Source organism: Lentzea atacamensis (assembly GCF_003269295.1).
In the GTDB taxonomy this organism is placed as follows: Bacteria; Actinomycetota; Actinomycetes; order Mycobacteriales; family Pseudonocardiaceae; genus Lentzea; species Lentzea atacamensis.
The window spans coordinates 11,877-38,775 of the sequence record NZ_QLTT01000003.1 but is presented as its reverse complement, the minus strand read 5'-3'; the positions used below and the strand labels follow the sequence as shown (position 1 = coordinate 38,775).

General features: G+C 68.7%; 21 protein-coding genes. 13 read left to right on the top strand and 8 right to left on the bottom strand.

The features are described from left to right. Positions 1–73 precede the first annotated feature (73 nt). Both C8D87_RS15035 and C8D87_RS15030 read left to right on the top strand, forming a co-directional pair. Positions 74–3,811, top strand: coding sequence for a Pls/PosA family non-ribosomal peptide synthetase (locus C8D87_RS15035; protein WP_233442106.1), 3,738 nt, complete (start codon positions 74–76; stop codon positions 3,809–3,811). Then, positions 3,808–5,004 (top strand): M1 family metallopeptidase, encoded by a 1,197-nt coding sequence (locus C8D87_RS15030; RefSeq protein ID WP_109641995.1) that lies wholly within the window; start codon positions 3,808–3,810, stop codon positions 5,002–5,004. Before C8D87_RS15035 ends, C8D87_RS15030 begins: the two co-directional genes overlap by 4 nt. Before the next feature lie 31 nt (positions 5,005–5,035). Here the strand turns inward: C8D87_RS15030 and C8D87_RS48560 are convergent, their stop codons facing one another. After that, a complete protein-coding gene (locus C8D87_RS48560; protein WP_267899862.1) occupies positions 5,036–5,161 on the bottom strand; it encodes a hypothetical protein in 126 nt (41 codons plus the stop codon). Between the two features lie 99 nt (positions 5,162–5,260). On the opposite strand from C8D87_RS48560, the gene C8D87_RS15025 reads away from it, so the two are divergent. Then, positions 5,261–6,340, top strand: coding sequence for a mechanosensitive ion channel family protein (locus C8D87_RS15025; RefSeq protein ID WP_233442105.1), 1,080 nt, complete (start codon positions 5,261–5,263; stop codon positions 6,338–6,340). On the opposite strand, the gene C8D87_RS15020 is transcribed toward C8D87_RS15025, so the two are convergent. Then, on the bottom strand, positions 6,333–6,680 hold the full coding sequence (locus C8D87_RS15020) for a MerR family transcriptional regulator (protein WP_109641831.1): 348 nt from the start codon (positions 6,678–6,680) through the stop codon (positions 6,333–6,335). The genes C8D87_RS15025 and C8D87_RS15020 overlap by 8 nt on opposite strands. A 42-nt stretch (positions 6,681–6,722) precedes the next feature. Between C8D87_RS15020 and C8D87_RS15015 the strand changes: the two genes are divergently transcribed. The 3 genes from C8D87_RS15015 to C8D87_RS15005 all read left to right on the top strand — a co-directional run bounded on the left by C8D87_RS15015 (position 6,723) and on the right by C8D87_RS15005 (position 9,122). Beyond that, positions 6,723–7,403, top strand: a complete 681-nt coding sequence (locus tag C8D87_RS15015; RefSeq protein WP_170166432.1) for an alpha/beta fold hydrolase — start codon at positions 6,723–6,725, stop codon at positions 7,401–7,403. Next, positions 7,400–8,746: an MFS transporter gene (locus tag C8D87_RS15010; protein WP_112227109.1), complete on the top strand. Its 1,347-nt coding sequence runs from the start codon at positions 7,400–7,402 to the stop codon at positions 8,744–8,746. Before C8D87_RS15015 ends, C8D87_RS15010 begins: the two co-directional genes overlap by 4 nt. Before the next feature lie 100 nt (positions 8,747–8,846). Beyond that, the gene (locus C8D87_RS15005; protein ID WP_146231880.1) at positions 8,847–9,122 is read left to right on the top strand and encodes a hypothetical protein; all 276 of its coding nucleotides are present in this window, start codon (positions 8,847–8,849) and stop codon (positions 9,120–9,122) included. A 53-nt stretch (positions 9,123–9,175) separates the two neighbouring features. Here C8D87_RS15005 and C8D87_RS15000 read toward each other — a convergent pair whose 3' ends face one another. Both C8D87_RS15000 and C8D87_RS14995 read right to left on the bottom strand, forming a co-directional pair. Then, positions 9,176–12,415, bottom strand: coding sequence for a S8 family serine peptidase (locus C8D87_RS15000; protein WP_233440238.1), 3,240 nt, complete (start codon positions 12,413–12,415; stop codon positions 9,176–9,178). 251 nt (positions 12,416–12,666) lie between these two features. Further along, positions 12,667–13,140 carry a PH domain-containing protein gene (locus C8D87_RS14995; RefSeq protein WP_146231879.1) on the bottom strand — a complete coding sequence of 158 codons (474 nt, stop codon included), beginning with the start codon at positions 13,138–13,140 and terminating at the stop codon, positions 12,667–12,669. Positions 13,141–13,521: 381 nt separating this feature from the next. Here C8D87_RS14995 and C8D87_RS14990 point away from each other — a divergent pair, with 381 nt between their 5' ends. Next, positions 13,522–14,217 (top strand): hypothetical protein, encoded by a 696-nt coding sequence (locus C8D87_RS14990; protein WP_109641819.1) that lies wholly within the window; start codon positions 13,522–13,524, stop codon positions 14,215–14,217. Here C8D87_RS14990 and C8D87_RS14985 read toward each other — a convergent pair. Together C8D87_RS14985 and C8D87_RS14980 are read right to left on the bottom strand one after the other, a co-directional pair. Beyond that, the gene (locus tag C8D87_RS14985) at positions 14,201–14,644 is read right to left on the bottom strand and encodes a DUF6098 family protein (protein ID WP_233440236.1); all 444 of its coding nucleotides are present in this window, start codon (positions 14,642–14,644) and stop codon (positions 14,201–14,203) included. The two genes, C8D87_RS14990 and C8D87_RS14985, sit on opposite strands and share 17 nt — an antisense overlap. A 265-nt stretch (positions 14,645–14,909) precedes the next feature. Then, positions 14,910–15,335, bottom strand: a complete 426-nt coding sequence (locus C8D87_RS14980; RefSeq protein ID WP_109641815.1) for a cupin domain-containing protein — start codon at positions 15,333–15,335, stop codon at positions 14,910–14,912. A 74-nt stretch (positions 15,336–15,409) separates the two neighbouring features. Between C8D87_RS14980 and C8D87_RS14975 the strand changes: the two genes are divergently transcribed. From C8D87_RS14975 to C8D87_RS14955, 5 genes are all read left to right on the top strand, one after another. Further along, the gene (locus tag C8D87_RS14975) at positions 15,410–17,065 is read left to right on the top strand and encodes an FAD-binding dehydrogenase (protein ID WP_112227108.1); all 1,656 of its coding nucleotides are present in this window, start codon (positions 15,410–15,412) and stop codon (positions 17,063–17,065) included. A gap of 77 nt (positions 17,066–17,142) precedes the next feature. Further along, positions 17,143–17,943: a S1 family peptidase gene (locus tag C8D87_RS14970; protein ID WP_112227107.1), complete on the top strand. Its 801-nt coding sequence runs from the start codon at positions 17,143–17,145 to the stop codon at positions 17,941–17,943. Positions 17,944–18,212: 269 nt separating this feature from the next. Continuing rightward, complete coding sequence (locus C8D87_RS14965) at positions 18,213–20,252, top strand: putative bifunctional diguanylate cyclase/phosphodiesterase (protein ID WP_112227106.1); 2,040 nt, start codon at positions 18,213–18,215, stop codon at positions 20,250–20,252. 66 nt (positions 20,253–20,318) lie between these two features. Then, positions 20,319–21,155 (top strand): S1C family serine protease, encoded by an 837-nt coding sequence (locus tag C8D87_RS14960; protein ID WP_112227105.1) that lies wholly within the window; start codon positions 20,319–20,321, stop codon positions 21,153–21,155. Between the two features lie 39 nt (positions 21,156–21,194). Next, a complete protein-coding gene (locus C8D87_RS14955; RefSeq protein ID WP_112227104.1) occupies positions 21,195–22,550 on the top strand; it encodes a M20/M25/M40 family metallo-hydrolase in 1,356 nt (451 codons plus the stop codon). Between the two features lie 95 nt (positions 22,551–22,645). Here the strand turns inward: C8D87_RS14955 and C8D87_RS14950 are convergent, their stop codons facing one another. After that, positions 22,646–23,878 (bottom strand): class I SAM-dependent methyltransferase, encoded by a 1,233-nt coding sequence (locus tag C8D87_RS14950; protein ID WP_112227103.1) that lies wholly within the window; start codon positions 23,876–23,878, stop codon positions 22,646–22,648. Beyond that, the gene (locus tag C8D87_RS14945; protein ID WP_109639381.1) at positions 23,879–25,129 is read right to left on the bottom strand and encodes an FAD-binding oxidoreductase; all 1,251 of its coding nucleotides are present in this window, start codon (positions 25,127–25,129) and stop codon (positions 23,879–23,881) included. 170 nt (positions 25,130–25,299) lie between these two features. On the opposite strand from C8D87_RS14945, the gene C8D87_RS14940 reads away from it, so the two are divergent. Continuing rightward, positions 25,300–26,835, top strand: coding sequence for an acyl-CoA dehydrogenase family protein (locus C8D87_RS14940; RefSeq protein WP_112227102.1), 1,536 nt, complete (start codon positions 25,300–25,302; stop codon positions 26,833–26,835). Positions 26,836–26,899 lie beyond the last annotated feature (64 nt).

The following is a 26,899-nucleotide window of genomic DNA, read 5'->3' as shown; positions in this document are numbered from 1 at the left end:
TCCACCAGTTGCCGAGAGGGTGAGAAGTGACGCTGTCGTGACCATTGCGGCCGAACCCGTTGTTCTTCGATCGATGTTCACGGCAGGCGAGGCGCCCACACCGCGCACACTCCTGGACATCCTGCGCGCGAGTGCCGAACAGCACCCGAACGCGCTGGCCGTCGACGACGGCACGACCGCCCTCACGTACCGCGCGCTCATCACGGAAGTGCTGGAACTCAAGGAAAAGCTCGCCGCCGAAGGTGTCGGGGTCGGCGACCGGGTCGGCATTCGCGTGCCGTCCGGGACCGTCGACCTCTACGTCTCGATCCTGGCGGCCCTCGCGGCGGGTGCGGCCTACGTGCCCGTCGACTTCGAGGACCCGGACGAACGAGCGGAGCTCGTGTTCGGAGAGGCGGGCGTGTCCGCCGTGCTCGGCGAGGGCCGATCCCTTGTGCTGCACGGCACTCCGCTCGGCATGCCGGGCGAACCGTCGCTGGACGACGACGCGTGGATCATCTTCACCTCCGGCTCCACCGGCAAGCCCAAGGGTGTTGCCGTGACGCACCGGAGCGCTGCCGCGTTCGTCGACGCCGAGGCGCGGCTCTTCCTGCAGGACGAGCCGATCGGCCCCGAAGACCGTGTGCTGGCGGGACTTTCCGTCGCGTTCGACGCCTCCTGCGAGGAGATGTGGCTCGCGTGGCGGTACGGCGCGTGCCTGGTGCCCGCGCCGCGTTCGCTGGTGCGCACCGGCATGGACCTCGGCCCGTGGCTGGTCGAGCAGGAGATCACCGTCGTCTCGACGGTTCCGACGCTGGCCGCGCTGTGGCCGGTCGAGGCGCTGGACGACGTGCGCCTGCTGATCTTCGGCGGCGAGGCGTGCCCGCCGGAACTGGCCGAGCGCCTCGCCGTGGACGGTCGCGAGGTCTGGAACACCTACGGCCCCACGGAAGCGACCGTCGTCGCCTGTGCCGCGCGGATGACCGGTTCCGGTCCCGTGCGCATCGGCTTGCCGCTGGACGGCTGGGAGCTCGTCGTCGTCGACGCGGCCGGTGAGGTCGTGCCGATGGGTTCGGCGGGCGAGCTGGTGATCGGTGGCGTCGGCCTGGCGCGCTATCTGGATTTGGCCAAGGACTCCGAGAAGTACGCGCCACTGCCCTCCATGGGCTGGGACCGCGCGTACCGCAGCGGCGACCTGGTTCGCGCCGAGCCGGAGGGCCTGGTGTTCCTCGGCCGGGCGGACGAGCAGATCAAGCTCGGCGGCAGGCGCATCGAACTGGGCGAGGTCGACGCGGCGCTGCAGGCGCTGGACGGCGTGGCCGGTGCGGCCGCTGCCGTGCGCACCACGCGTGGCGGCAACCAGATCCTCGTCGGCTACGTCGTGATCGACGGCGAGTTCGACCAGGCCGCGGCCGTCGACCAGCTGCGTGCCGAGCTTCCTGCGGCCCTGGTGCCGTTGATCGCCGTGGTCGACACGCTGCCGACGCGCACGTCCGGCAAGGTCGACCGGGCAGCGCTCCCGTGGCCGCTGGAGTCGATGGACACCGCCGGCGTGGTGTTCTCGGGCCTGGAGGGCTGGCTGGCCGAGCAGTGGGCGGCCGTGCTGGGTTCCGGTCCGGCTTCCGAGGACGCGGACTTCTTCGCGTCCGGCGGCAGCTCGTTGTCCGCGGCGCAGCTCGTCTCGCTGGTCCGCACGCGCTACCCGAGCACTTCCGTGTCGGACATCTATCAGAACACGACGCTGCACAAGCTCGCGCGCCGCCTGGAATCGTACGGCGCGACGGCCGAGGTGCGCGAGGTCGCTCCGACGCCGCGCTGGACGGGCGTTCTGCAGACGTTGCTGATGATCCCGTTGCTGACCATCGCCGGCGCGCGGTGGGTCGTCGCACTGACGGCCCTTTCGAACGTGCTGGGCTGGACTTCCGTGTCCTGGTGGTGGGTTGCCGCCGGGTGGGCGGTGTTCATCTCTCCCCTCGGCAGGCTGGCTGTCTCCGCCGGTGGCGCGCGACTGCTGCTGCGCGGGGTGAAGCCGGGCGAGTACCCCCGCGGCGGCTCCATCCACATGCGACTGTGGACCGCCGAGATGCTGGCGCAGATGTCGCGCGCCACGGAGCTGTCCGGCTCGTGGGTGACGCACTACGCGCGGGCGCTGGGCGCGAAGATCGGCCCTGGCGTCGACCTGCACTCGCTGCCGCCGGTCACCGGCATGCTGAAGGTCGGCCGCGGCGCCGCCGTCGAGCCCGAGGTCGACCTGTCCGGCTGGTGGCTGGACGGCGACCGACTGGTGCTGGGCCGGATCCGCATCGGCGCGGGCGCGACGGTCGGTGCCCGCAGCACGCTGTTCCCCGGCGCCCGCGTCGGCAAGCGCGCCGAGGTCGCCCCTGGTTCGGGTGTCGCCGGCTCCGTTCCGACGGGCCAGCGCTGGGCAGGCGTACCCGCGATCCGCGAGGGCAAGGCGGCGCGCTCGTTCCCGTCACGCCGTCCTTCGCGCTCGTACCTCTGGAACTTCATGTACGGCGTGTCCTCCGGCCTGCTGGGCGCGCTGCCGTTGCTGGCGGCCGCTCCCGCCGTGCTGTACGTGCTGCGCCGCCCGGTTTCCCTGACGTCGGCGCTGTGGGACGTCCCGGTCGCTTCCTCGATCTGGTTCGGCTCCTACGCGCTGCTCGTCCTGGTGTTCGTACGACTGCTGGGCATCGGCATGCGCGAGGGCCACTACCCCGTGCACAGCCGCGTCGCGTGGCAGGCGTGGACCACCGAGCGCCTCATGAACATCGCCCGCTCTGCGCTGTTCCCGCTGTACGCCTCGCTGTTCACCCCGGTGTGGCTGCGCCTGCTGGGCATGAAGGTGGGCCGCCGCGTCGAAGCGTCCACCGTGGTCGCACTCCCCCGCATGACCCGCGTGGGCGACGGCGCGTTCCTGGCCGACGACACGATGGTCGCGTCGTACGAGCTCGGCGGCGGCTGGCTGCGCATCGCCACGGCCCGCGTGGGCAAGCGCGCGTTCCTGGGCAACTCCGGCATGACCGCCCCCGGCCGCAACGTGCCCAAGGGCGGCCTCGTCGGCGTGCTGTCCGCGGCCCCGAAGCGCGCCAAGGCCGGTTCTTCGTACCTGGGCATGCCCCCGATGAAGCTGCCGCGTGCCGCCGAGGTGTCCGACCAGTCCCGCACGTTCGACCCGCCTGTTCGCTTGATGTGGGCGCGGGCTCTGGTGGAGCTGTGCCGGTTCGTCCCTGTCATGCTCAACGTCGCGCTGGTCGTGCTCGTGCTCTTCGCCTTGAAGGAGTTCGGGCTCTGGTGGTCCGGCGTCGTGCTGCTGGGCGCCGGTGTCGCGGCCTGCCTGGTCGCCGTGATCGCCAAGTGGACGCTCGTGGGCCGCTTCCGCGTGCGTGAGTACCCGCTGTGGTCGGCTTTCGTCTGGCGCAACGAGCTGGCGGACACGTTCGTCGAGGTGCTCGCCGTGCCGTGGCTGGTCGGCTTCTCCGGCGGTACGCCGATCATGAACTGGTGGCTGCGCGCGCTGGGCGCGTCCGTCGGTCGTGGCGTGTGGTGCGAGTCGTACTGGCTGCCCGAGGCCGACCTGGTGTCCCTGGGCGCCGGCGCGTCGGTCAACCGCGGCTGTGTGGTCCAGACGCACCTGTTCCACGACCGGATCCTGCGCATGGACCGCGTTTCCCTGGGCTCCGGCGCTACTTTGGGTCCGCACGGCATCGTTCTGCCGGGCGCGTCCGTCGGCGCCAACACCACGATCGGACCCGCCTCGCTCGTCATGCGCGGAGAGGATGTACCGTCGGGAACCCGTTGGCTGGGCAACCCGATCTCCGCGTGGACATGAGCTTCTCGGTACATCACTACGCACTAGAGCTTGACTACAAGCCGCACTCCGCACGCCTCTCCGGGCGTGCGGTGCTGCAGGCTTCCTGCACGTCGCTCTCGTCGTTCTCGTTGTCCTTCGGCCCTTTGCGGATCTCGAAGGTGCTGGTGAACGGCAAACCGGCGCGGTACGCGCACGCGGGTGGCGTGCTGAACGTTCGCGCGGCCGTGCGCGGGTCGTTCTCGGTCGAGGTCCGCTACTCGGGAACGCCCGTGCCGGTGTCCACACCGGAGTGGGGCGACCTCGGCTGGGACCAGCTCACCGACGGCTCGCTGGTGGCCTCGCAACCGATCGGCGCGCCGTCCTGGTTCCCGTGCCTGGACGAGCCCTCGTCGAAGGCCTCGTACCTGCTGGACGTGACCGCGCCTTCGTCTTATGTGGTCGTGTGCAACGGGGTGCTGGTGGACGGCAAGGTGTCCGGCAGCACCACGCGGTGGACGTATTCGATGGCCGCACCGATGGCCACCTACCTGGCGACCGTCCAGATCGGACAGTACGTCGAGGCGCTGCCCGGCGTGTGGGCACCGGCTCGGCTTCGCCGGCTCGTGGCGCACGACTTCGCGCGGCAGAACCAGATGATCGACGTGTTCTCGTCGCTGTTCGGCCCCTACCCGTTCGCGAAGTACTCGGTCGTGGTGACCGACGACGAGCTCGACGTTCCCGTTGAGGCCCAGGCGTTGTCGACGTTCGGGTCCAACCACGTGGACGGGCGGCGGGGCTCGGAACGGTTGGTGGCGCACGAGTTGGCGCATCAGTGGTTCGGCAACTCCGTCGGAATCGCGTCGTGGGAGCACATCTGGCTCAACGAGGGCTTTGCCTGCTACTCGGAGTGGTTGTGGTCCGAGGCTTCCGGTGGCCGCTCTGCCGACGCTTGTGCTGCTGGGGCTCGGGATCTGCTTGCGCGGTTGCCGCAGGACCTGGTGATCGGGCGGCCGGCGCGGGCCGACTGGTTCGATGACCGGGTGTACAAGCGCGGGGCTTTGACGTTGCACGCTCTGCGTCGTGAGATGGGTGACGACTCGTTCTTCGCGTTGCTGCGGGAGTGGTGTGCGCGGAACCGGCACGGTGTGGTGACCACGGAGGACTTCCTCGCGCTGGCCGGGCACCGCGACCTGCTCACCCGCTGGCTGTTCGAGCCCGCGCTACCGCTCTAGCCGACTCGCCGGCCGGGCCTCCGCTCCTGGACTACGGGTTGCACGGATGGAGCTGAACTTCCGGTGTCCGGAAGGAGATCAGCCCTCCCAGCGGAAGATCGTGCCTGCCGTCCGGAATCTCGACCAGCACGACAGCCGTTCCCGCCCGGACTTCCACCTGCTCTCACCTCCGCGAGCCTCTCACGTGAGCGGGCTCATGGTGTGCCGCCCACCAGACAGCGGGTATCCGGCCTCGATACGGGAGGAGGACAAAGACGTGCTGTTCGTCGTGCTCGGCTGCTCAGTGGCCTTCGCGTTACTGGCGGTGGAGGTGATTCACCGGCTGGTGCGCCGCTTCACCCACAGCGGCAAGATGTACCGGCCCGGCCAGATGTTCGGAGCGCTGCTGGCGGCCCAGATAAGCCTGAGCGTCTACCCGATCGACGCGCCGATCGCCCTGCACACACTGGGAATCGCGTTGATCCTGGCAGGTGCCTGGTTGCTGGCCGCGCTGATCAGCACCCTGGTGGACGTTTCGTTGTCGCGCATTCGCACCGACGTCACGGACAACCGGCACGCCAGGCGCGTGCACACGCAGATCACGCTGGTCCGGCGACTGGTGCTCGTGGTCATCGGGGTGCTGGCGGTCGGGGCGATCCTGATGACGTTCCCGGGGGCGCGGGCGGTCGGATCGACCGTGCTGGCCTCGGCCGCGGTCATCGGTGCGGTGGCGGCGTTCTCGGCGCAGTCGTTGCTGGGCAACCTGATCGCGGGGCTGCAGATCGCGTTCAGCGACGCGGTGCGGCTGGACGACGTTGTGGTGGTTGAAGGTGAGTGGGGACGCGTCGAGGACATCACGCTGACGTACGTGGTGCTGCACCTGTGGGACGACCGGCGGCTGGTGCTGCCGACCTCGTACTTCCTGAAGACTCCCTTCCAGAACTGGACGCGCACGCAGTCGGCGTTGCTGGGGACCGTTGAGCTCGATCTGGACTGGACCGTGCCGGTCGAGGCGATGCGGCAGGAGATGCGGTCCATGTTGGAGGGCAGTGACCTGTGGGACGGGCGGGTGTCCGTGTTGCAGGTGACGGACGCAACCCAGGGGTTCGTGCGGTTGCGGGCGTTGGTCAGTGCGGCTGATGCCGGGAAGTTGTGGGATCTCCGTTGTTTGGTTCGTGAGCACCTGGTGGATTGGGTACAGCGGCAGCACGGCGGCGCGTTGCCGCAGGTCAGGACTCGCGCTGTCACCGGGGTCAAGCGGCAGCAGCCAGCCAGCGACCAGCACACCGACGCGCGGGTGTTCGGGGAGAGCCTGGACGGGGCGCAGCGGGAGCAAGCGTTTGCGGGGCCTAAGTAGAGCGTTCCAGGATGCCCGTGATCAGGCTGCGGCAGCGGGCGATCTCGGCGGCCTGCGCGTCGAGGCGGTCCACCTCGGCGCGCAGGGTCGCGATGAGGTTCGTGCACGGGTCCAGGCGTGGCGAGGCGTCCAGTACACACGGGAGCAGCTGGGCGATGGTCGCGATGGGCAGGCCCACGTTCAACAGAGCCTTGATGCGTCGGACGGTCTCGACGTCGGACTGCGAGTACGTGCGGTAGCCGTTCGAGGAGCGCGTGGACGTCAGCAGGCCGCACTGCTCGTAGTAGCGGACAGAGCGGGCAGAGACGCCGCACGCGGCGGCCAGTTCACCGATCAGCACGACTTGACCTTGACACTGATGTCAAGCCTTACGTTCCAGAACATGAACGTGATCATTCATGGCGCGCAGAGCGTGGCGGCGGACTGGGACCAGGTCAAAGCCCTGCTGGAGCCTGCCGCGGTACCGGAGAGGCGAGGGCGCAGCGGGGTGCCGCTGCCCGACGACCACAGCCTGCGCACCGAGGTCGAGGACCTGCACGAAGTCCTGGACCAGCACAAGAACGCGACCCTCGTCGGGCACAGCTACGGCGGACTCATCGCGTTGCTGGCGGCTCAGGAGCGCGACGACCTCGAAGCGCTCGTGCTGTACGAGCCGGCGCTCCACGTCGACAGTGCGAAGGTCGCGAGCTTCAGGCATGCGTTGAGCAGGGGCGACCGGGATCTGGCGCTGGAGATCATGGTCACTGAGATCGCGGGTGAGCAGCAGTTCCGCGACACCGATCCGGAGGGATGGCTGAAGGCGCAGGAGTTGCTCGAGACGACGTCGCGCGAGCTGGCGACGGTCGAAAGCTTCCGGTACCAGCCACCGAAGTTGCAGGTACCGGTGACGGTCATCGTCGGCGAGCACACCGACCACATCTTCGGGCCCGCCGCACGGGATGTCGTGCGCGACACCGGGGGCACCCTGGTCACGCTCGAAGGCGAAGGTCACATCGCGCACGTCACGAACCCGGAGCTCCTCGCCGCGACCATCCGCAATGGATCCAGCACACTGAGTACATGAGGACCGGGGACCAGGTCGTCCAGGGCCTGCCGTGGCGGTGGCGCGCCCAAGGGACGATCTTCATCATCGGCGGGCTCGGGTTCCTGTTCGACGCGTGGGACGTCACGCTCAACGCGTTCCTGATTCCGCTGGTCAGCGCCGAGTGGAACCTGACGCTCGGCGAACGCGGGTGGGTCGGCACGGCCAACCTGATCGGGATGGCCGTCGGCGCGTTCGCGTGGGGTGCGGTCGCCGACATCATCGGGCGCAAGAAGGCGTTCAGCCTGACGATCCTCATGTTCTCGGTCTTCACGGTGGCCGGGGCCGCGTCGCCGGACTTCGTGACGTTCTGCGTGTTCCGGTTCCTCGCCGGGGTGGGGCTCGGCGGGTGCATCCCGGTGGACTTCGCGCTGGTCGGCGAGTTCACGCCCGCCAGGGTGCGCGGGCGGGTGCTGGCGGCGATGGACGGGTTCTGGCCGCTGGGAGCCACGTTGTGCGGGCTCACGGCGGCCTACCTCGCCGAGCTGGGCAGCTGGCGGCTGCTGATGCTCACGATGGTGCTGCCCGCGTTGCTGCTGTTCTGGATCCGGCGCGGTGTGCCGGAGTCGCCGATGTTCCTCGTCGCCAAGGGCAAACCCGACGAGGCCAAACGCGTCATCGACCAGCTCGTCGCGAAAACCGGCGCGCCGCGGGAGGAGTGGAGGCTCCCGGAGCTCCAGCAGACCCAGAGCCTCTCCCCCAAGGCGATGTTCACGCAGCTCAAGGACATCTGGCGGTTCGACCCGAGGCGGACGGCGGCGCTGTGGGTGCTGTTCCTCGCGGTGTTCCTGCTGTACTACGGCGCTGTCACGTGGCTGCCGAGCATCCTGAAGGCGCAGGGGTACGGGACGTACGCGGCGTTCATGGTCACGACGCTCACCGTGGCGGTGGGCATCGTGAGCGCGTTGGTCAGCGCGTGGCTGGTGGACGTGTTCGGGCGCAAGTGGGTGATCGCGATCAGCGCGCCGCTCGCGGCCCTGGCGCTGGTCCTGTTCGCGTTGCAGCTCGACATCGACGTGGCGGCCAAGGCGTGGATCACGTTGTTCGGGATGCTGGTGCAGATCGCGATTCCGGCGCTGTACGCGTTCGCGCCCGAGCTGTACCCGACGCACCTGCGGGCCAGCGGGTTCGGCTGGGCCTCGACGGTCAGCCGGATCGGGGCCGGGTTCGTGCCCGTGCTGTTCGGTGCGCTGCTGTGGCCACATCTGGGGCTGACCTGGACGTTCGCGGTGATCGGGGGCGTGGTGGTCGTGGCCACCGTCATCATGATGTTCAACGTGCCGGAAACGAGGATGCAACCGCTCGCGGAGCGCGTTCCGTCCTAGGCGCATGAGAAGACCGCTCGCCGTCGCGTTTTGCGCGCTGGCTCTCGGAAGCTGTGGTACGAACGGGTCTCCAGCCGTGCCGTACGCGGAGGTCCCGACCGTGTCTTCAGCGAAACCGGACAGGAACCGGATCGAGCAGGCGAAGCGCGACGGCCACCTCACCGTGCCACTGATGATCTCCGTGCAGCCGGGACGCGACGAGGAGGTCGAGCAGGCACTGACGAAGCTGGGCGCGACCATCGAGTCGCGGGATCCCAGAATCGGTTACCTGCGGGCCGAGATGCCGGTGGACAAGGTGGAAGACGCACGTCTCATCACCGGCGTGTCCAAAGTGGACTTGGACGAGCCGCTCGGCAACAAGCTCCCTGAACCGTAGAAAGCCCCAGGATCTCGTGGACCCTGGGGCTTTCTGCGTCAATCAGTGGAGCTTCAGCTGACCGACTGGACGATCACGGCGCCACGGCCGACGACGTTCTCGTCCGCCGTGCGCACCTCGAGCTCACCGCGCAACACGCGGCCCGCACCCGGCTGGCCCTGCGGGGTGATGACGCCCGCCACGGTCCAGGAGGCACCGGCGGCGCGGTCGGCATTGCTGTCGGTCACGGTCAGCGTGCCGAGGCCGGCGGCGGTGTAGACGTCGATGTAGTCGTACTGCGTGGTGCCCGTGGGCACTGCGTAGCCGTCCACCTGGACGCGCCACAGACCCGCGGCGGGAGCGTTGACGGTGACGGACTCCTCGGAGTCACCGTCAGCCGACTGACCGGCGACCACGCAGCTGCCCGACGTGCAGTTGAGCAGGAACAGGTCGAGGTCGGCACCGGCGTCGGACGGGTTGCCGATCGTCGTCGTGATCCGCGACGCACCCGCCGGAACCTGGATGTCGAAGAACTTGGTCTCCAGGTTGGCGATCGACAGGCGGCCCGTCGTGGCGCTGCCGACCGGACCGGCCACGAGCCGTCCGTTGAACGCGGCCTGCGTGTTCGTCACGGTGTAGCTGCGGTCGAGCGGGGTGCCCAGTGCGGCCGACGGGACGACGTCCGGGTTCGGGCTGATCGACGTGCCGAGCACGGACGCGGTCACCGAGTACGGCGCCTCAGCGGCGTCGGAGGTGCGGCGCGCCTCGACCACGATCTCCCAGACACCGGGCATCGGGCTGGTCACCGTACGGCTGGTGGGGGTGCCACCGGAGCAGCCGGCGCCCGCATCCGGGTTGTAGCAGTTGGTCGAACTGGTGACGTCGAGCGGTACGCCCTGCGGGGTGAAGCGCAGGAAGCGGACCTGCCCCTTGCCTGCCTCGGCGCCACCGGCGGCCATGTCGACCTTCAGCGCGGTCGTGCCCTTGGGCACGTTCACGAAGAGGCTGGTCGACTGGTTGCGCGCGATCGTGCCGGACTTGGTGACCGAGAACTTGTTGGCGGCGTTGAAGTTCTCCGCCGCGAACACGGTGTTCAGGGTCTGCACGTCGACACCGGGCGTCTCGACGTCGTCCAGCTGCAGAACGGCGCTGTGCACGCCCGCGGTACCGGCCTTGATCTTCACCGGGAACTGCACCGGCGTGTTCAGCGGCAGGTCGACGGTCTTGGCGGCCTTGAACGTGCCGTCGTTGCCCTTCCAGGAGACCTTCCAGGTCTCGAGGTGGTCGTGACCGGTGGTACGGGTCAGCGTGTAGGTGCGGGTGTACTCCTGGCCTGCGGTCACACCTTCGCGGTCGTGGATGCCGACACCGACGTTCGGGGTGGCGAGCCCTCCACTGAGGACAGTGCTGACCGGGACCGACGTGGTGACCTTGTTCGGCACACCGTGCTGGTCCAGCAACGTCCACGCGGCGTTGGTGTTGAACAGACCAGCGCCCTGCTCGTAGGCACTGAGGGTGTCCACCCACTTGGCACTGCGCTGGATCGCGTAGCGCAGTTCGGCGCTGGTCGGCTTCTGGCCGTCGTGCGTGGCCTTGTACGCGCTCACGAGCAGTGCGGCGGCACCGGTCGCCTGCGGGGCGGCCATCGAGGTGCCGTTGAACATCGCGTAGCCGGCGGGAAGGGCGTACGTGCCCGCCACCGGGCCGGGCTGCTGCCAGCGCGGCGTGGTCGAGATCGCCGAACCCGGCGCGACGATGTTCGGCTTGAAGCCGCCGTCCTCACGCGGGCCGCGCGACGAGAAGCCGTGCAGGTTCTGCTTCTGCGCGGTCGTCGAACCGTAGTTGGAGAGCCAGGTCGCGCTGGTGATGGACGAACCGACGCTCACCGCGTTCGTCGCGACCGACGGGTCGCCGACGGTGTTCGCGCCCGCACCCGAGTTGCCGGCCGAGATGAAGAGCTGGACGTTGTACTCGTCGATCGTGCGGTTGTAGAGCTCCGCACGGGCGTTGTTGCCGTCGTTGAGGGCCGGGAGGCCACCGATGGAGATGTTGACGACGTCAGCGCCGTTGCGCGCGGCGTAGAGGACACCGTCGATCAGGCCGGAGCTGGTGCAGGACGGCGTGGAGAGGCAGGCCTTGATGGCCATCAGCTTCGCACCGGGCGCGGCACCGGCCATCTTGCCGCCGAACATCTTGTGCGCCGCGGTGATGCCCGCGACGTGGGTGCCGTGCGCACCGCCGGAGATGCCGAGGCTGACGTACGGGGTGCCGCCGGCGTCGTAGATCGACTTGTCCGTCTGCACGACGAACGCCATGCGGTCGACGACGGGGGTCGCGGGGTTGTCGGCACCGAAGTAGCCGACGTCCTTCTTGACCTTGTAGTCGATCATCCGCGGGTTGTTGGTGAAGTCGCCGTCACCGTCGGTGTCGACGAAGACTTCCTTCGTCTGGATGTCCTGGATGACACCCCACGAGTCGGCGCGGTCGCCGTCGCGGTTGATGTCGCCGCCGGTCTCGCTGCCGGCACCGCCGAGGTCACCCGCGATCTCGCGGAAGAGACCGAACGAGTAGGGGCCACCGGTCGCCGGGGCGGTCCACTCCTTGCCACCCTCGACGAACTTGCCGGTGCGGCCGGTCTTGGTCATGGTGACCCAGCTGCCGTCGCCGGACGTCGGGTTGTTGGCCGTGAACCAGTCGACGATCTTGCGCTCACCGGTGCTGGTGGTCTGCAGCGCGGGGTGGTCGAGGTCGATGCCGGAGTCGATCACGGCGATCGTGGTGCCGCGGCCGTCCCACTGCGGGTGCGCGAGGGCGAACTGCGCCGCCTGCGTGTCCTGCGTCGGCATGTACGGGTTGGTGCGCGCCGTCTTGGCGTCCGGAGCCTTCTGCGGAGCCGGCTGCTCCATGCCCTGCGGACGCGGGTCGTCGAGGACGACGAGGCCGTCGACGTCCACCGTGCTGACCGACTTCAGCTTGGCAGCCTTCTCCGCGTTGTCGCGCGGGATGGTGACCTTGACGTAGTCGACGTCCTTCTCGGTCTTCTGGACCGTGGCGCCGAGCGCCTTCAGTTCGCTGACCGCGGCGTCGGTCTTGCCGTCCTCGGCGGCGACCAGCAGGTCGACGGTCGGCTTGCCCTGACGGGCGGCCTCGTCGACGAGCTCGCGGTCCTTCTTGTCCAGCTGCTTGTCGGCGGCCGGCGCGTCCTGCTGCGCTGTGTTCTGCGCGATGGCGGGAGTGGCGGCGAAGCCGAGCCCGGCAGTACCCAGCACCGCGGTCAACAAGACCGTTCCGGTGCGGCGTCTCCAGTTCTTCACGGCGCAAATGCCCTTCGTGGGGTAAAGAGTGCACGAAGCACATCTCTTCGCCTGCCGAGGGGCAATCGTCTTCCTGGAGCATTCTCCAGATCCACATTGGACTGTTCAGCGGATTGTCCAGGCACCGCATTAATGCTGCGCGTTTCACTTTAGGCGTGGAACGAGCGGTTGCCCTCCAGTCAAGAGCTGATAGAGGGGAATGTCAAGACCTGCGTCAACGGTGAACGTTGTTGACCTGTAACGGGATCATGTCAGCGGACGATGGACTGATCGCTATTTCCACGCATGAGGGAACGCAATCTCGACCGCAGGCGCTGGGCGATGCTCTGGCTGGTCGCGAGCGGTTTCGGCTGCGCTCCGCAGGCGGGGCAGTTAATGCGGTGCCCGGCCAGCGCACGCCGGAGTTCCTCGACCTGGCTCGCGGTTCGCTCGGGCACGGAGTCCTTTTTGACCGAGAGCAGGCTGAGCTCCGTCAGCGTTTCCTTGCCCGTGTGGAGGCGCACGGCGGGGGCGATGGTGTGGAAGAAGATCAGGTTGCGCCGGCGTGCGGGCTCGATCGTTCTGACGTCGCACCACTCGATGACGGTTTGCCGGTCGAGGCTGTTCGACGTGATGCCTTCAGCGGTCAGTTTCGTGCCCATCCGGAAGCTGCGCCACGCGACCGTGCCGCCCATCAGGGACCACAGGCCGCCGAAGACGTAGCCGTACCACGGGCCGCCCGCCATCGCGATCGGTCCGCCGGCGGCGACGCCCGCGCCGAGCCCGAAGAGAACCCATCTCCACCTGGTGTGCATCTCCCCATCCTGTTTACCTGATTCGGGCGCTCGGCATTGTTCGGCGCGAAACCAGGACGGTGGCATTCCCTTGCGGGCGGAATACCTGGGCCTGCCTGCCGTGCCTGCGCATCAGGTGGTCACGGGGCTCATCCCGCATGAGCCGCCCAACTTCCAAACGCCTGCCGCGCTCGCGTTGTTGAGTGAGCCGGTCCGTGTGGTGACCGGACAGCGCGGGTTGGGCAAGACGCAGGTCGCAGCCGCGCATGCACGGCAGCGGCGCTTGAGCGGATTCAGCGAGACTGATCGCTGATCAGGCGCTACCTTGCGCCCATGGACCTCAAGCCGGTCGCCGACGAGCTCTACGGGCTGCCCCCGAAGGAGTTCACCGCGGCCCGCAACACCGCGGCCAAGCAGGCCGGCGACAAGGACCTCGCCAGGGCCATCGCCGACCTGCGCAAGCCGACCGTCGGCGCCTGGGCGGTGAACCGGCTGGTGAGAGACGCGCCGAAGGACCTGGAGGAGGCGCTGAGCCTCTCCACGGCGCAGCTGACCATGCGGGAGCTCGGCCGCAAGCGCAAGGAGCTCCTCGAATCCCTCGTCTACCGCACGCTGGAGCTGACCGGGCCGCTCGCGGACGACGCCGTCACGCAGGTGCGGAACACGCTGACCGCCGCGATGGCCGACCCGGAGTCCGCCGAGCAGGTGCGGGCAGGGCACCTCACGAAGGCGCTGGAGTACTCCGGGTTCGGGTTCGCCGTGCCGGTGCCGGAGCCCGTGCAGGAGGAGGGCGACGGCGAGGACGCGCTGGCCCGCAAGCGGCGTGAGCGGCAGGAGCGGAAGCGGGCGGAGGCGCAGCAGGCGCTGGACGAGGCCGAGCAGGCTCTCGGGGAGGCTCAGGCGGACCAGCTGGCGGCGCAGCGGGCGTTCGACAGGGCGGCGGAGCGGTTGGAGGACGCCAAGCGGGTCACGGCGGCCGCGGAGAAGGCGCGCAAGGCCGCGGAACGCAAGCTCAGCGATCTGAGCTAGAGCGGTCCAGCGGGCCCCACTCGTCGGAGTGCTGGGCGTGGACCAGGTCCTCGCACTCGCTCAACGCGGAGTCAGCCACCCAGGCCAGCGCTTCGAGGCAGCGGACCAGGGGCTCGTTGTCCGGGCCGCGGCCCACCTCGGCGCCGCGGAGCACCCACGCGCGGACGTCCGGGCCACGCAGGTCGCGCAGGTGGCGGTAGTCGAAGAGACGGCGGGCCACCCAGAGCTTGCGCGAGCGGTCTCCCCACCACGGCTCGACGCGCAGCGGGCTCGCGGAAAGTCCTGGCAGCTCCACGCCGGTCAGCGAGTCGCGCGACGTCGAGGCGGCGTCCGCGTCCGGGCCTTTCGACCAGCGCACGTAGACGTCGTCACCCAGAAGGCCGACCAGCTCGGCGAGATCTGTGATCGTGGGCAGCTCATCCGTCACACCTGGTGACATACCCCGGTTGAACCTGAAGGCAACCTGAAGGATTTGAGTCCTGTCACAGTGAAAGCCGACCGGAACACCACGCTCCGGTTGTACGTTCAACAATGTGGTTGGCCGCTGGCGCTGGAGCCCGCGCCAGGACGATCCGGCACCCCCAGGCTGGAAAAGTCCTTCCGCAGGCGTTGTGCGCTCGCGCAGCGGTCAACCCGCCGTCGACCGGCACACCGGAAACCCCCCTCACCGGTAGTGGCGGTCGGCGGCACCCTCAGCCAGGCAGGTTGTACTGGTCGTGACGGGCGTAGAACGCCTCCAGCTCCTCCGGGCTCAGCCCCTTGGCCTTCCCCACCTCCAGGAAGAAGTTCTCGCGGGCGATACCGGGCGAGAACAGGATCAGCATGCGAACCGGCGCGTCGCTGTCGTTGCGGAACGCGTGGGGCCGGTTCGGCGGGACGTAGAGGAAGTCGCCCTCGCCACCCTTGATCCATTCGTCGCCGTCGAACAGCGTGATCTCGCCTTCGAGCACGTAGAACGACTCGGAGAAGGTCTTGTGGAAGTGCGGCCGGGCGCCGGGCTGGCGTGCGTCCATCCGCCACTCGAACAGGCCGAACTCGCCGTTCGTCACCGATCCGGGTGCCACGAACCTGGTGGTCCTGGTGCTGAAACCCACCTCAGAAGCCGGTCGGAAGGTCATCGTCTCAACTCTCCCCAGAAAGTGAACTTGATTCAGGTCTCGTGCGTGACCAGCAGTGGATCTATGCTCGCCCGATGGCACATGACGCGGATGTCATCGTCGTCGGCGCGGGCCTCGCAGGTCTCGTCGCGACCGCAGAGCTCGCGGACGCGGGCCGCAAGGTCATTCTCCTGGACCAGGAGCCGGAGGCGTCCCTCGGCGGCCAGGCCTGGTGGTCGTTCGGCGGGTTGTTCATGGTGGACACCCCCGAGCAACGCAGGCTTCGGGTCAAGGACTCGCACGACCTGGCACTGCAGGACTGGATGGGCTCGGCGGCGTTCGACCGGGAGAGCGACCACTGGCCCCGGCTGTGGGCGCAGGCGTACGTGGACTTCGCCGCCGGGGAGAAACGCTCCTGGCTCCACAACATGGGGGTGCGCTGGTTCCCGTTCGTGCAGTGGGCCGAGCGCGGCGGCTATCTCGCCGACGGGCACGGCAACTCGGTGCCGCGGTTCCACGTCACCTGGGGTACCGGGCCCGGTGTGGTCGCGCCGTTCGAGCGCCGCGTGCGCGAGGGCGTGGCGAAGGGCCTCGTCACGCTGAAGTTCCGGCACCGGGTCACCGGCCTCAACGTCACCAACGGCGTGTGCGACGGCGTTTCCGGTGAGGTTCTGGAGCCGTCGTCGGTCGCTCGCGCCGAACCGAGCTCCCGCACGGTCACCGGAGACTTCTCCCTCAGCGCCCAGGCCGTGATCGTCACGTCCGGCGGCATCGGCGGCAACCACGACCTGGTTCGCCGGAACTGGCCCGAGCGCATGGGCAAGCCGCCCAAGTTCATGCTGGCCGGCGTGCCGGACTTCGTGGACGGGCACATGATGGAGGTGGCGCAGAAGGCGGGCGCCTCGATCATCAACGCCGACCGCATGTGGCACTACCCCGAGGGCATCGCGAACTACGCGCCGGTGTGGTCGCGGCACGGCATCCGCATCCTGCCGGGCCCGTCGCCGCTGTGGCTCGACGCGGACGGCAACCGCCTGCCGATCCCGCTGTTCCCCGGCTTCGACGCGCTGGGAGCGTTGCAGCACATCACCGTGCGCGGCGACGAGCACTCGTGGTTCGTGCTGAACAAGAGGATCATCGGCAAGGAGTTCGCGCTGTCGGGCTCCGAGCAGAACCCGGATCTGACGGGCAAGGACACCCGCGCGGTGCTGAAGCGCGCGCTGCCGGGTGCGGTCGCGCCGGTGGAGGCGTTCGCCCAGAGGTCCAAGGAGTTCATCCAGGCGGGGACGGTCGCGGACCTGGCGCGCGGCATGAACGCGCTGACCGGCGACGACCGCATCGACGCCGCCGCGCTGGAAAAGACGATCATCGAACGCGACCGCCAGGTGACTGCGGGCCTCAGCAAGGACATGCAGGTCAACGCGATCCGCTCGGCCCGCCACTTCCTGACCGACAAGCTGATCCGCGTCGTCGAGCCGCACCGGTTGCTCGATCCCAAGGCCGGGCCGCTGATCGCCGTCCGGTTGTCGGTGATCACGCGGAAGACGTTGGGAGGCCTGCACACCGACCTGTCGTCGCGGGTGCTCGACACGTCCGGCGAGGTGTTGCCGGGGCTTTACGCCGCCGGTGAGGCCGCCGGGTTCGGTGGTGGCGGCGTGCACGGATACCGCGCACTGGAAGGAACTTTCCTCGGCGGCTGCCTGTACTCCGGCCGGGTGGCCGGGCGTTCGGCGGCCGACGCCGTTTCTTAAGTTGCGCTTGTCGAACTGAGACGGAGCATTCGCCGTTCCTTGCCGCGTATCGAAGTTCTCTGCGGAAGGAACGGCGAATGCTGTTACGAGGTGGAATCACGGCCGCCCTGCTCGTGCTGATGACGGGTACGGCGGTCGCGGACCCGTCGGCCCAGGTGGTGGGCGGCACCCGAGCGTCCATTGAGGACAACCCGTTCGCGGTGTACCTGGCACCGGCCGCCGACACGCGCGATCCCCGGTGCACCGGCGTTGTGGTCGCGCCGAACAAGATCCTCACAGCTGCGCACTGCGTGGACGAGGGCGTGACCGGGCCGAAGCCGATCCCGTTGCACAAGCGGGTGGTCGTGGCGGGACGCGAGAACGTCCACAGCACCGGAGAGGGCGTCGTCGCGAAGCTCACGAAGATCGTCATCAACCCGAAGTACGACGGCATCTCCTTCGACTCGGCGGTGCTGACGCTCGACCGCGCGCTGAAGCAGAAGCCGATCAGGACGGCCGGCGCGGCCGACCGTCACCTGTACGCACCGGGCAGGTCCGCCACAGTGCTGGGATGGGGCGCGGTCAAGGAGGGCGGCAGCACCAACGGTTACCTGATGAAGGCCTCCATCCCGATCCTCGAAGACGAGACGTGCCGCGTCTTCTGGGGCAAGGACGACGAGGGCAACGACTTCTACGAGAACCGGTCGATGATGTGCGCCGGGGTGATGAAGGGCGGCATCGACGCGTGCAACGGCGACTCCGGTGGCCCGTTCGTGGCGGGCGGCAAGCTGGTCGGCCTCGTGTCGAAGGGTGACGGCTGCGCGCGGCCGAACCACCCGGCGATCTACGCGCGGGTCGACGCCATCAACTCGTGGGTCGCGAAGGAGATCGCGCGCTGACCGCTCGCGTCCGGTAGGCCATTCGTTGGTTCGAACGAGTGAATTCATGGCCGATCCCATGATTCACGACCGTGAGTCCGGGTTCGGTTGGACAGGCAAGTCTTGATCAGTAAGCTTGTCTGCTGGACCCACACCCGGTGGTGGTACCGCGCGGAGCTGTCACCCGTTCGACCGAACCCGGCGGAAGTGGGTCACGCAGGCGTATCGATTGGCGTCCGACGATCGATCAGCAGATCACCCCGGTCCCCACGAATGGCCACCTGAGCTGAATGAACATGGTCGACAGCCGCGAGCACGCCGTTCACTGGGCGGCGGCGATCTCCAGCACCCTTCTCGCGAACCTCACTCGCGCGAAGCTCGAGGCACTGCTCGGCGGGTACGTCGAGCAGCTGCTCATCGGCGGTGCCGACGATGCTCGGCAGATCGGCCGGTCCATGGTCGAGAACGACTTCGTCTCCTCCTCGACGCTGGAGCAGACGCTCACCCATCTCGGTGAGCACACGCAGGTCTCGCCGGCTCAGCTCGCCGCGCTCGCCGCCGGGTACGCCGAGGCGATGCGCGACCGCACGCTCGATCAGCAGGAGATCAGCCGCACGGCCGCGATCAACGCGATGCGCCGGGCCGAGAGCGCGGTCCGGGCCAGCGAGGCCAAGTTCCGGGCGATCTTCCAGAGTTCGGCGTTCCCGATCGTGGTGGTCGACCTCGAAGGTCAGATCATCGACGTCAACGAGGCGTTGCTGACGATGCTCGACTACAAGCGCGAGGACATGCGGAAGGTCACCGGCCGCGATCTCGCGCATCCCGACGACCGCGAGGCGTTGCGGAAGGCCGGGCAACGGCTGATCGACTCCGATCTCGACCACCTGAGGGTCGAGGCGCGGATGATCCGCAGCGACGGCGAGACGATCCAGACGCACATGGCGATCTCCCTGGTGCGGGAGAACGCGGACTCGCCGCCGTACTTCGTCACGATGATCGAGGACATGAACGAGATGCGCGCGCTGCAGTCGCAACTCGTTCGCCAGAGCCTCAACGACATGCAGACGGGCCTGCCGAACCGGACGCAGTTCCTCGGCTGGATCGAGGGCGCGGTCGGTTCCAAGGGGCCGGAGACGCTCGCGCTGGTGCAGGTCGACATCGACGGGTTCCGCGGCGTGAACGACGCGTTCGGGCACGAGGCGGGCAACCGGGTGCTCATGCACGTCGCGACACGGCTGCGGACGGTGTTCACGGAAAGCGTCGGCAAGGTCGCGCGCATCGGTGAGGACGAGTTCGGCGTGCTGATCAAGGACCCGCGCGACGTGCGGGGCGTGATCGCACTGGTCGAGGAGTTCACCAGGCAGCTCGAGGAGCCGATCTGGATCGGTGCGAACGGCGTCGGCGTGACGACGAGCGTGGGCATCGTGGCGCGGGCGGCACGTGGCGGCGACGCGGTGGATCTGTTGCGGGCGGCGGACGTCACGGTCGGGTGGGCCAAGCGCGACGGCAAGGCGCAGTGGGCGTTGTACGACAAGGAACGGGACCTGCGCGACAAGGAGCGGTACGCGCTGGCCGCGTCGATCCCGGGCGCGCTGGAGGAGGGCCAGTTCCGGGTCGACTACGCGCCGGTCCACTCGCTGGCGGACGGTTCGGTGCTGGCACTCGAGGCGAAGATCGTCTGGAACCACCCGGAACGCGGTGTGCTGTGCCCGGACACGTTCATGGACCAGTCCTCGGACAACGGCATGATCGTCCGCCTGATGTACTGGGCGCTCACGGAGGCGTGCGCGCAGGCGAGTGAGTGGTACGCGGAGCTGGGTTCGCGGACGCCGGCTCTCTCGATCGACCTGCCGCCGCGGCTGTGCCGGGAACCCGAGCTCGTCGCCGAGGTCGCGCGCGTGCTGGACCGCACGGGGCTGCCCCCGTCCTCCCTGCGCTTCGAGCTGCACGAGCACCTGCCCGCGTTGCTGACCGACGAGCAGCTGGAAGAGCTGACCATCCTGGCCGAGCGCGGCATCGGGCTCGTGCTGGACCAGATGAACGGCGGCAACGTCGGCGTCGACCGGCTGCGCCTGCTGCCGCTGACCGGCGTGAAGTTCACCGGCGCGGTCGTGCACGGCCTGGACGAGGGCGCGAACCGGGTGGACGAGACCGCGTCGGTGGCGCTGCTGAAGTGGGCGTCGATCCTGCGGCTGCCGCTCTACGCCGAGGACGTGCGCACCGCGACAGAGGCCGCGCGACTGGCTTCGCTGGGCGTCACGGGCGGCCAGGGGGCGCACTTCGGGCCACCGCTGACGGCCGCGGACGTCTCCGCGCTTCTTCTCAGCTAGTTCTTATCAGGGATTCTTTGGCTTTTCCCACAGGTTGCTCACATGATGGCGGTCCATCGTGGAGTCATGACCGAGCAGAGCTTCCCCGCGATGAGCGGGTCACTGGTGGAACCGCAGCCAGCCGTTGCGCCGGCGCCGAAGTTCTGGCGCCGCACGGCACCGATGCTCACCGCGGCGGCACTCGTCGCGGGGTTGTTCGGAGGTGTGACCGGCGCGGTCATCGCCTCGCCGGACGCCACGCCTTCTGCTGCCAGTTCCGTGTCGGCGCAGACGGTCGTGAACCAGTCCACTGTGGACTGGACGTCCGTCGCCTCGAAGGTGCTGCCGTCGGTGGTGCAGGTGAACTTCGCGAACGGCGTCGGCTCCGGCGTGATCCTGTCCCAGGACGGCCAGATCCTCACCAACAACCACGTCGTGGCGTCCTCCGGCGGCCAGCTCACCGTGAAGCTGAACGACGGCCGCGAGGTGCCGGCCACCGTCGTCTCCACCGACCCGTCGTCGGACCTCGCCGTGATCAAGGCGTCGGGCGTCTCCGGGCTCACCCCGATCAAGTGGGCGGACTCGGACTCCGTGAAGGTCGGTGACGCGGTGATGGCGATCGGCTCGCCGTCGGGCCTGCAGGGCACCGTGACCACCGGCATCGTCTCGGCGCTGGACCGCAAGGTGACCGTGCCCGGCGAGGGGCGACGCGCCTCTTCCGTTTCGTACCAGGCGATCCAGACCGACGCGTCGATCAACCCAGGCAACTCCGGTGGTGCGCTCGTGAACGCGGCCGGTGAGCTGATCGGGATCAACTCGGCGATCTACTCGCCGGCGTCGAGCAGCGGTGAGGCCGGGAGCGTCGGAATCGGGTTCGCGATCCCGTCCAACACGGCCAAGCAGATCGTCGGCAGCCTCGGCTGAGGCTTGTGCGGACCGGCCCATCAGGTCTAGACCGGGGTGATGCCCAGTCGACGACAGTTCATGACCGCGGCGGCGATGAGCCCCGCGGTCGCGGCCGTTACCCCGACCAGTGCACCTGCAGCGGCGGCACCCGAGTGGCCGACCGGCCCCGGCCGCCGCACCACCCCGCAGCGACCCGACCGCGAGCTGCGGCGCGTCCTGACCGAGATCGACCAGCGGCGGATCGAGGCGTCGGTGCGCAAGCTGGTGTCGTTCGGCACCCGCCACACCCTGTCCAGCCAGACCGATCCGGTGCGCGGTATCGGGGCCGCGCGGGACTGGATCTTCCAGGAGCTGCGCTCCTACCCCGGCGAGCTGGCCGTGGAGCTGCAGTCGTTCGTACAACCGCCGTCACCGCGAATTCCGGTGGCCACGACCATCACCAACGTCCTGGCGACGCTGAGAGGCTCGAAGGACCCGTCGAGGATCTACGTGGTGTCCGGGCACTACGACTCGCGTGCGTCCGACCCGCTGGACGCCGTGAAAGACGCTCCAGGAGCCGACGACGACGCGTCCGGCGTGGCGGCGGTCGTGGAGATCGCGCGGGTCCTCGCGACGCGGGACGTGGACGCGACGATCATCTTCGCCGCGGTCGCCGGTGAGGAGCAGGGGTTGTACGGCGCGGCGCACCTGGCGTCGAAGCTGACCGGGGTGCAGGGGATGTTCACCAACGACATCGTCGGTGCCGCTCCCGCCGGCGCGAGAGACGTCGTGCGGTTGTTCGCGGAAGGCGTACCCACCTCTGAAACCCCTGAACAGGCTGCGATCCGGCGGTCGGTCGGCGGGGAGAACGACTCGCCGAGCAGACAGCTCGCGCGGTTCGTCACGGACCTCGCGGGCACCGGGATGAAGGTCGAGGTGATCCACCGGCGCGACCGGTACCTGCGGGGAGGTGACCACATCCCGTTCCTGGAGCGGGGATTCCCCGCCGCGCGGTTCACCGAGCCGCACGAGGACTACGCGCACCAGCACCAGGACGTCCGGGTGGAGAACGGGGTGCAGTACGGCGACCTGCCCGAGTTCTGCGACTTCGGGTACATGACGCGGGTGGCTCGGGTGAACGCCGCCGTCCTGTGGTCCCTAGCCACCGCGCCGGGGACACCGCGGAACGTGCGCATCAGGACCAATCGGCTCACGAACGAGACGGACCTGGTCTGGGACGTCGATCCGGCGGCAGCCGGGTACGAGGTGATGTGGAGGCCCACCGACGCGGCGGACTGGACGCACCGGATTCCGCTCGGGCCGGTCGGCGCCCGCACCGTCGACCTGTCCAAGGACAACGTGTTCTTCGGGGTGCGGGCGATCGCGGCGAACGGGCGGCGCAGCCCGGTGGCGTTCCCCGTGCCGGCACCGTAGGGCTACGCCGTGTTCTGCAAGTCTCGTCCGCGATAGTCGAACGGGATGTACAGGACACGGCCTGGGCGGGCGGCGCATCCGCCGCCCGCCACTCGTCAGGACAGCCAGGTCGGCCTCAACGGCATGTGCGACCTCGTGCCATCCAGCCGCACCCCGAGCACCTGGTGCAGCTGGATGTTGTTGCGGTCGAACCCGAGCCGCGACGCCGCCAGGTACAACCGCCACACCCGCGCCCGAGCCTCCCCGACCTCCTCGACGGCCTCCTCCCAGTGCGACTCCAGGTTGCGCCCCCAGGCCGCCAGGGTCAGCGAGTAGTGCTCACGCAGGTTCTCCTCGTGCCGCACCTCGAACCCGGTGTCGTGCATCTGCGACACGATGTACCCCGGCCCGACCAGCTCACCGTCCGGGAACACGTACCGGTTGATGAACGGCCCGGACAGCGAGCGCTCCTTGTTGTTCGGTCGCGTGATGCAGTGGTTCAGCAACCGTCCGCCCGGCTTCAGCTTCCGGTACAGGGACGCGAAGTAGCCGGGCAGCTTGGCCTTGCCGATGTGCTCGGTGAGGCCGATCGACGACACCGCGTCGAAGCCCGTCTCCCGCACGTCGCGGTAGTCGAGGTGGCGCACCTCGGCCAGGTCCGACAGTCCTGCCTCGACGATGGCCTTCTGAGCCCACTCGGCCTGGTTGCGGGACAACGTGACGCCGATGGCGCGCACGCCGTACTCGCGGGCCGCGTGCATGACCATGCCGCCCCAGCCGCAGCCCACGTCCAGCAGCCTCATGCCGGGCTTCAGGCCGAGCTTGCGCGCCACCAGGTCGTGCTTCTCGAACTGGGCCTCCTCCAAAGTGGACTCGGGTGACGGGTACACCGCGCAGGTGTAGGCCATCGACGGGCCGAGGATCCACTCGTAGAACTGGTTCGACACGTCGTAGTGGTGGGCGATGGCGGCCTGGTCACGGGTCTTGGAGTGACGCAGGCCGCGCAGGCGGGTCTCCTGTGGAGGCGGAGACACCTTGTGCGACAAGCGGATCCTGCCCAGGAAGCGGAGCAGTTCCACGCGTTGCAGCCACGGGAGCTCCCGCAGGGAGAACTCGGAGAGCCTGGAGAGACCGGCGTGCACGTCGCCGAGGATCTCCAGATGACCGGTCACGTAGGCACGGGCAAGGCCGAGCTCACCTGGTGCCGAGGCCAGGTAGGACAGGGCTTCCGGGGTCTTGATGTCGATGGACACCGGCGCGGCCGAAGGGCCGGCGGTACTGCCGTCGTAGGCCTGGAAGCGAACGTCGCTGCCACCCGTGATGCTCTGGAAAATGGAGGCCAACCGCATTCATCGTCCCCTGACACACTTGGCGTACAGATCAGGCAGTCGGTTCGTCTGGTCGTACCGGGACTTCACGGCCCGGTACTGCGAACCGTTGTAGTGCCGCCAGAACTCGTCCTCGCTGTAGTAGGAGTCCGAGTACAGCGACTTGTGGCCGCCCAGCCGCGCCACCTCGCGCTCGATCAGCCGGTTGCGGTCACCCATGCGTTCTCCCGGCCGCACCGGGACCTCCGACCAGAACCCGACGTTGACGTACAGCACGTCCGGGTTCATCGGGTACAGCGGCCAGCCCGTGTTGTCGCGCAGCCGAACCGGGCACAGCCACACCGGCGAGATGCCGATCTCGCGGTCGAAGAAGTCGAGGAAGTCCGGCAGCGCGCCGACCGGGATCTCCACGTCCTGGATCACCGGTTCGACGTCGACCCGCGGTCGCAGCTGCCGGTGCTTGGCCACCAGCTTGCGGTACACGTCCGAGCGCAGGTAGCGCTTCGGCCACAGGCGGCGGACCACCGGGTTCTGCGCTCCGAACGCGCGGGAGCACCAGAACCAGTCGGTGTCCCAGCGCCACAGGTAGTCGTGGATCGTGAGGTGGTCCGTGCGGCGCTTTTGGATGGACCGGTAGTAGATCTGGTTGCCGGTGTAGTCGGACGTGTACGGCGCGATGTCGACGTAGTGGCCCAACGTCAGGTACATCTCGCCGCGGGAGAACACCGTGCCGTCGACGAAGTCCGCCGAACCGTCCGAACACACCTCCTCGATGACGGCGGCGCATTCGGCGAAGGAGCCGAAGGGCACGTGCCGCAGCCGGACGTACTGGCGCACCGGCTCCAGCTCGATCTCCAGCCGCAGCGCGTAGCCCAGGGTCCCGTAGGAGTTGGGGAACGCGCGGAACAGGTCGTCGTCCGGTTTGGAGACCACGACCTCGCCGTCGCCGGTGAGGATCTCCAGCTCGCGCACGGACTCGTGCGGCAGTCCGTTGCGGAAGGACGTGGACTCGATGCCCAGACCGGCGACGGCGCCGCCGATCGTGATGGTTTTGAGCTGCGGCACGACCAGCGGCATCAAGCCGTGGCGCAGTGTCGCGGCGACGAGATTCTCGTAGGTGGTCATGCCCTGCACCTGCGCGGTGCGTCCGACCGGGTCCACCGCCAGCACCCGGTCGAACCTGCCGACGTCCAGCCCGCCCGACTGATCGGCGCGGAACCTGAACAGGTTCGACGTCTTCTTCGCGAGCCGCACTGGCGCACCTTCGCGCATCGCGGCGTACTGCGCGGTCAACGCAGCAACGGCCGTGCTGTGCCCATGGTCACTCACCAGAACGACGTTATTCCTCGTCAGCGCCGTTGGCACGCCCAAAAGCCCGAATGGGCCAGCGATCTTTCGTCGCACCCTGCCCAAAGTTACTACCGAGTAGTAGCGTGCGAGGCATGGCTACGCACGAGGTGACCAACCAGGTCCCGCCGCTGAGCGGTCACGACGTGGCGGACGATCCAGCGCTGCTCAGCTGGGTCGACAACGCCGACCTGCACGAACTCGGCAGGCTCGCGGGCAGCGACGAGTGGCAGGAGCGCGGGAGGCTCGCGAACACCTACCCACCCGTCCTGCGCACGCACGACCGGTACGGCCACCGGATCGACGAGGTTGAGTTCCACCCTGCGTGGCACGACCTGATGAACGTCGCGGTTACACACGGGTTGCACGCATATGTCGACGGTGGTCACCTCGAGCGCGCGGCCCGGTTCTACGTGTGGTCGCAGGTCGAGGCGGGCCACGGCTGCCCGATTTCGATGACTTACGCGGCCGTGCCCGCTTTGCGCGTGGCGCCGGAACTGGCGAAGGTCTACGAACCGCTGCTGACGGCCCGCGACTACGACTTCGGCCTCAAGGCACCCCTCACGAAACGGGGCCTGATCGCCGGCATGTCGATGACCGAGAAGCAGGGCGGATCGGACGTCCGCGCGAACACCACGGTCGCCAAGCCGGTCGGCGACGGCTATGTCCTCACCGGCCACAAGTGGTTCACCTCGGCGCCGATGTCCGATGTGTTCCTGACGCTGGCGCAGGCCCCCGGCGGGCTCACGTGCTTCCTGGTGCCGCGGGTGCTGCCGGACGGCACGCGCAACCGGTTCTTCCTGCAGCGGCTGAAGGACAAGCTGGGTAACAGGTCCAACGCCTCCGCCGAGATCGAGTACGACGAGGCCTTCGCACTCCGCGTCGGCGACGAGGGCCGCGGTGTCCGGACGATCATCGAGATGGTCAACATGACGCGCCTCGACTGCGTGCTCGGGTCGGCGGCGGGCATGCGCGCCGGGCTCCGGCAGGCGGCCCACCACGCCGCGCACCGCAAGGCGTTCGGGAAGTACCTCGTCGACCAGCCGGCGATGCGCAACGTGCTGGCGGACCTCGCGATCGAGTCCGAGGCCGCGACCACGGCCGCGATGTGGCTGGCGCAGCACCGGCCGAGGCTCGGGCTCGCCGTCACCAAGTACTGGGTGTGCAAGCGGGGCCCGGTGCACGCGGCCGAGGCGTTGGAGTGCCTGGGCGGCAACGGTTACATCGAGGACAGCGGCATGCCGCGGCTGTTCCGCGAGTCGCCGCTGATGTCGATCTGGGAGGGTTCCGGCAACGTCGCAGCGTTGGACGTCCTGCGCGCGATGAAGAAGGAACCCGAGTCGGTGCAGGAGTTCCTGGCCGTCGTCACGGGCGTCGACGCGCGGATCGACAAGGCGCTCAACGAGCTCGGCACGACGTTGTCCGATGTGGACGAGTCCCAGGCACGCCGGGTCGTCGAGAAGATGGCGCTGATCCTGCAGGGTGCCCTGCTGGTCAAGCACGGGCATCCCGCGGTCGCGGACGCGTTCCTGGGCTCACGGCTCGGCGGGGACTGGGGAGTCGCGTTCGGCACGCTGCCCAGGTCCACCGACTTCGCCGCGATCATCGACCGGGCGGTCCCCAAGATCTAACCGATCTGGTGATCACGGATTGACCGGGAACGACTCCGCACATCTCTAGGATCGCTGGGCCGAA

Bases quoted from the DNA above. Each gene is read 5' to 3' on its own strand.
- C8D87_RS15035 (WP_233442106.1), top strand. From the start codon at position 74: ATGTTCACGGCAGGCGAGGCGCCCACACCGCGCACACTCCTGGACATC.
- C8D87_RS15030 (WP_109641995.1), top strand. From the start codon at position 3,808: ATGAGCTTCTCGGTACATCACTACGCACTAGAGCTTGACTACAAGCCG.
- C8D87_RS15015 (WP_170166432.1), top strand. From the start codon at position 6,723: ATGAACGTGATCATTCATGGCGCGCAGAGCGTGGCGGCGGACTGGGAC.
- C8D87_RS15010 (WP_112227109.1), top strand. From the start codon at position 7,400: ATGAGGACCGGGGACCAGGTCGTCCAGGGCCTGCCGTGGCGGTGGCGC.
- C8D87_RS14995 (WP_146231879.1), bottom strand. From the start codon at position 13,140: ATGGCGGGCGGCCCGTGGTACGGCTACGTCTTCGGCGGCCTGTGGTCC.
- C8D87_RS14990 (WP_109641819.1), top strand. From the start codon at position 13,522: ATGGACCTCAAGCCGGTCGCCGACGAGCTCTACGGGCTGCCCCCGAAG.
- C8D87_RS14980 (WP_109641815.1), bottom strand. From the start codon at position 15,335: ATGACCTTCCGACCGGCTTCTGAGGTGGGTTTCAGCACCAGGACCACC.
- C8D87_RS14975 (WP_112227108.1), top strand. From the start codon at position 15,410: ATGGCACATGACGCGGATGTCATCGTCGTCGGCGCGGGCCTCGCAGGT.
- C8D87_RS14970 (WP_112227107.1), top strand. From the start codon at position 17,143: ATGCTGTTACGAGGTGGAATCACGGCCGCCCTGCTCGTGCTGATGACG.
- C8D87_RS14965 (WP_112227106.1), top strand. From the start codon at position 18,213: ATGAACATGGTCGACAGCCGCGAGCACGCCGTTCACTGGGCGGCGGCG.
- C8D87_RS14960 (WP_112227105.1), top strand. From the start codon at position 20,319: ATGACCGAGCAGAGCTTCCCCGCGATGAGCGGGTCACTGGTGGAACCG.
- C8D87_RS14955 (WP_112227104.1), top strand. From the start codon at position 21,195: ATGCCCAGTCGACGACAGTTCATGACCGCGGCGGCGATGAGCCCCGCG.
- C8D87_RS14950 (WP_112227103.1), bottom strand. From the start codon at position 23,878: ATGCGGTTGGCCTCCATTTTCCAGAGCATCACGGGTGGCAGCGACGTT.
- C8D87_RS14945 (WP_109639381.1), bottom strand. From the start codon at position 25,129: ATGCGCGAAGGTGCGCCAGTGCGGCTCGCGAAGAAGACGTCGAACCTG.
- C8D87_RS14940 (WP_112227102.1), top strand. From the start codon at position 25,300: ATGGCTACGCACGAGGTGACCAACCAGGTCCCGCCGCTGAGCGGTCAC.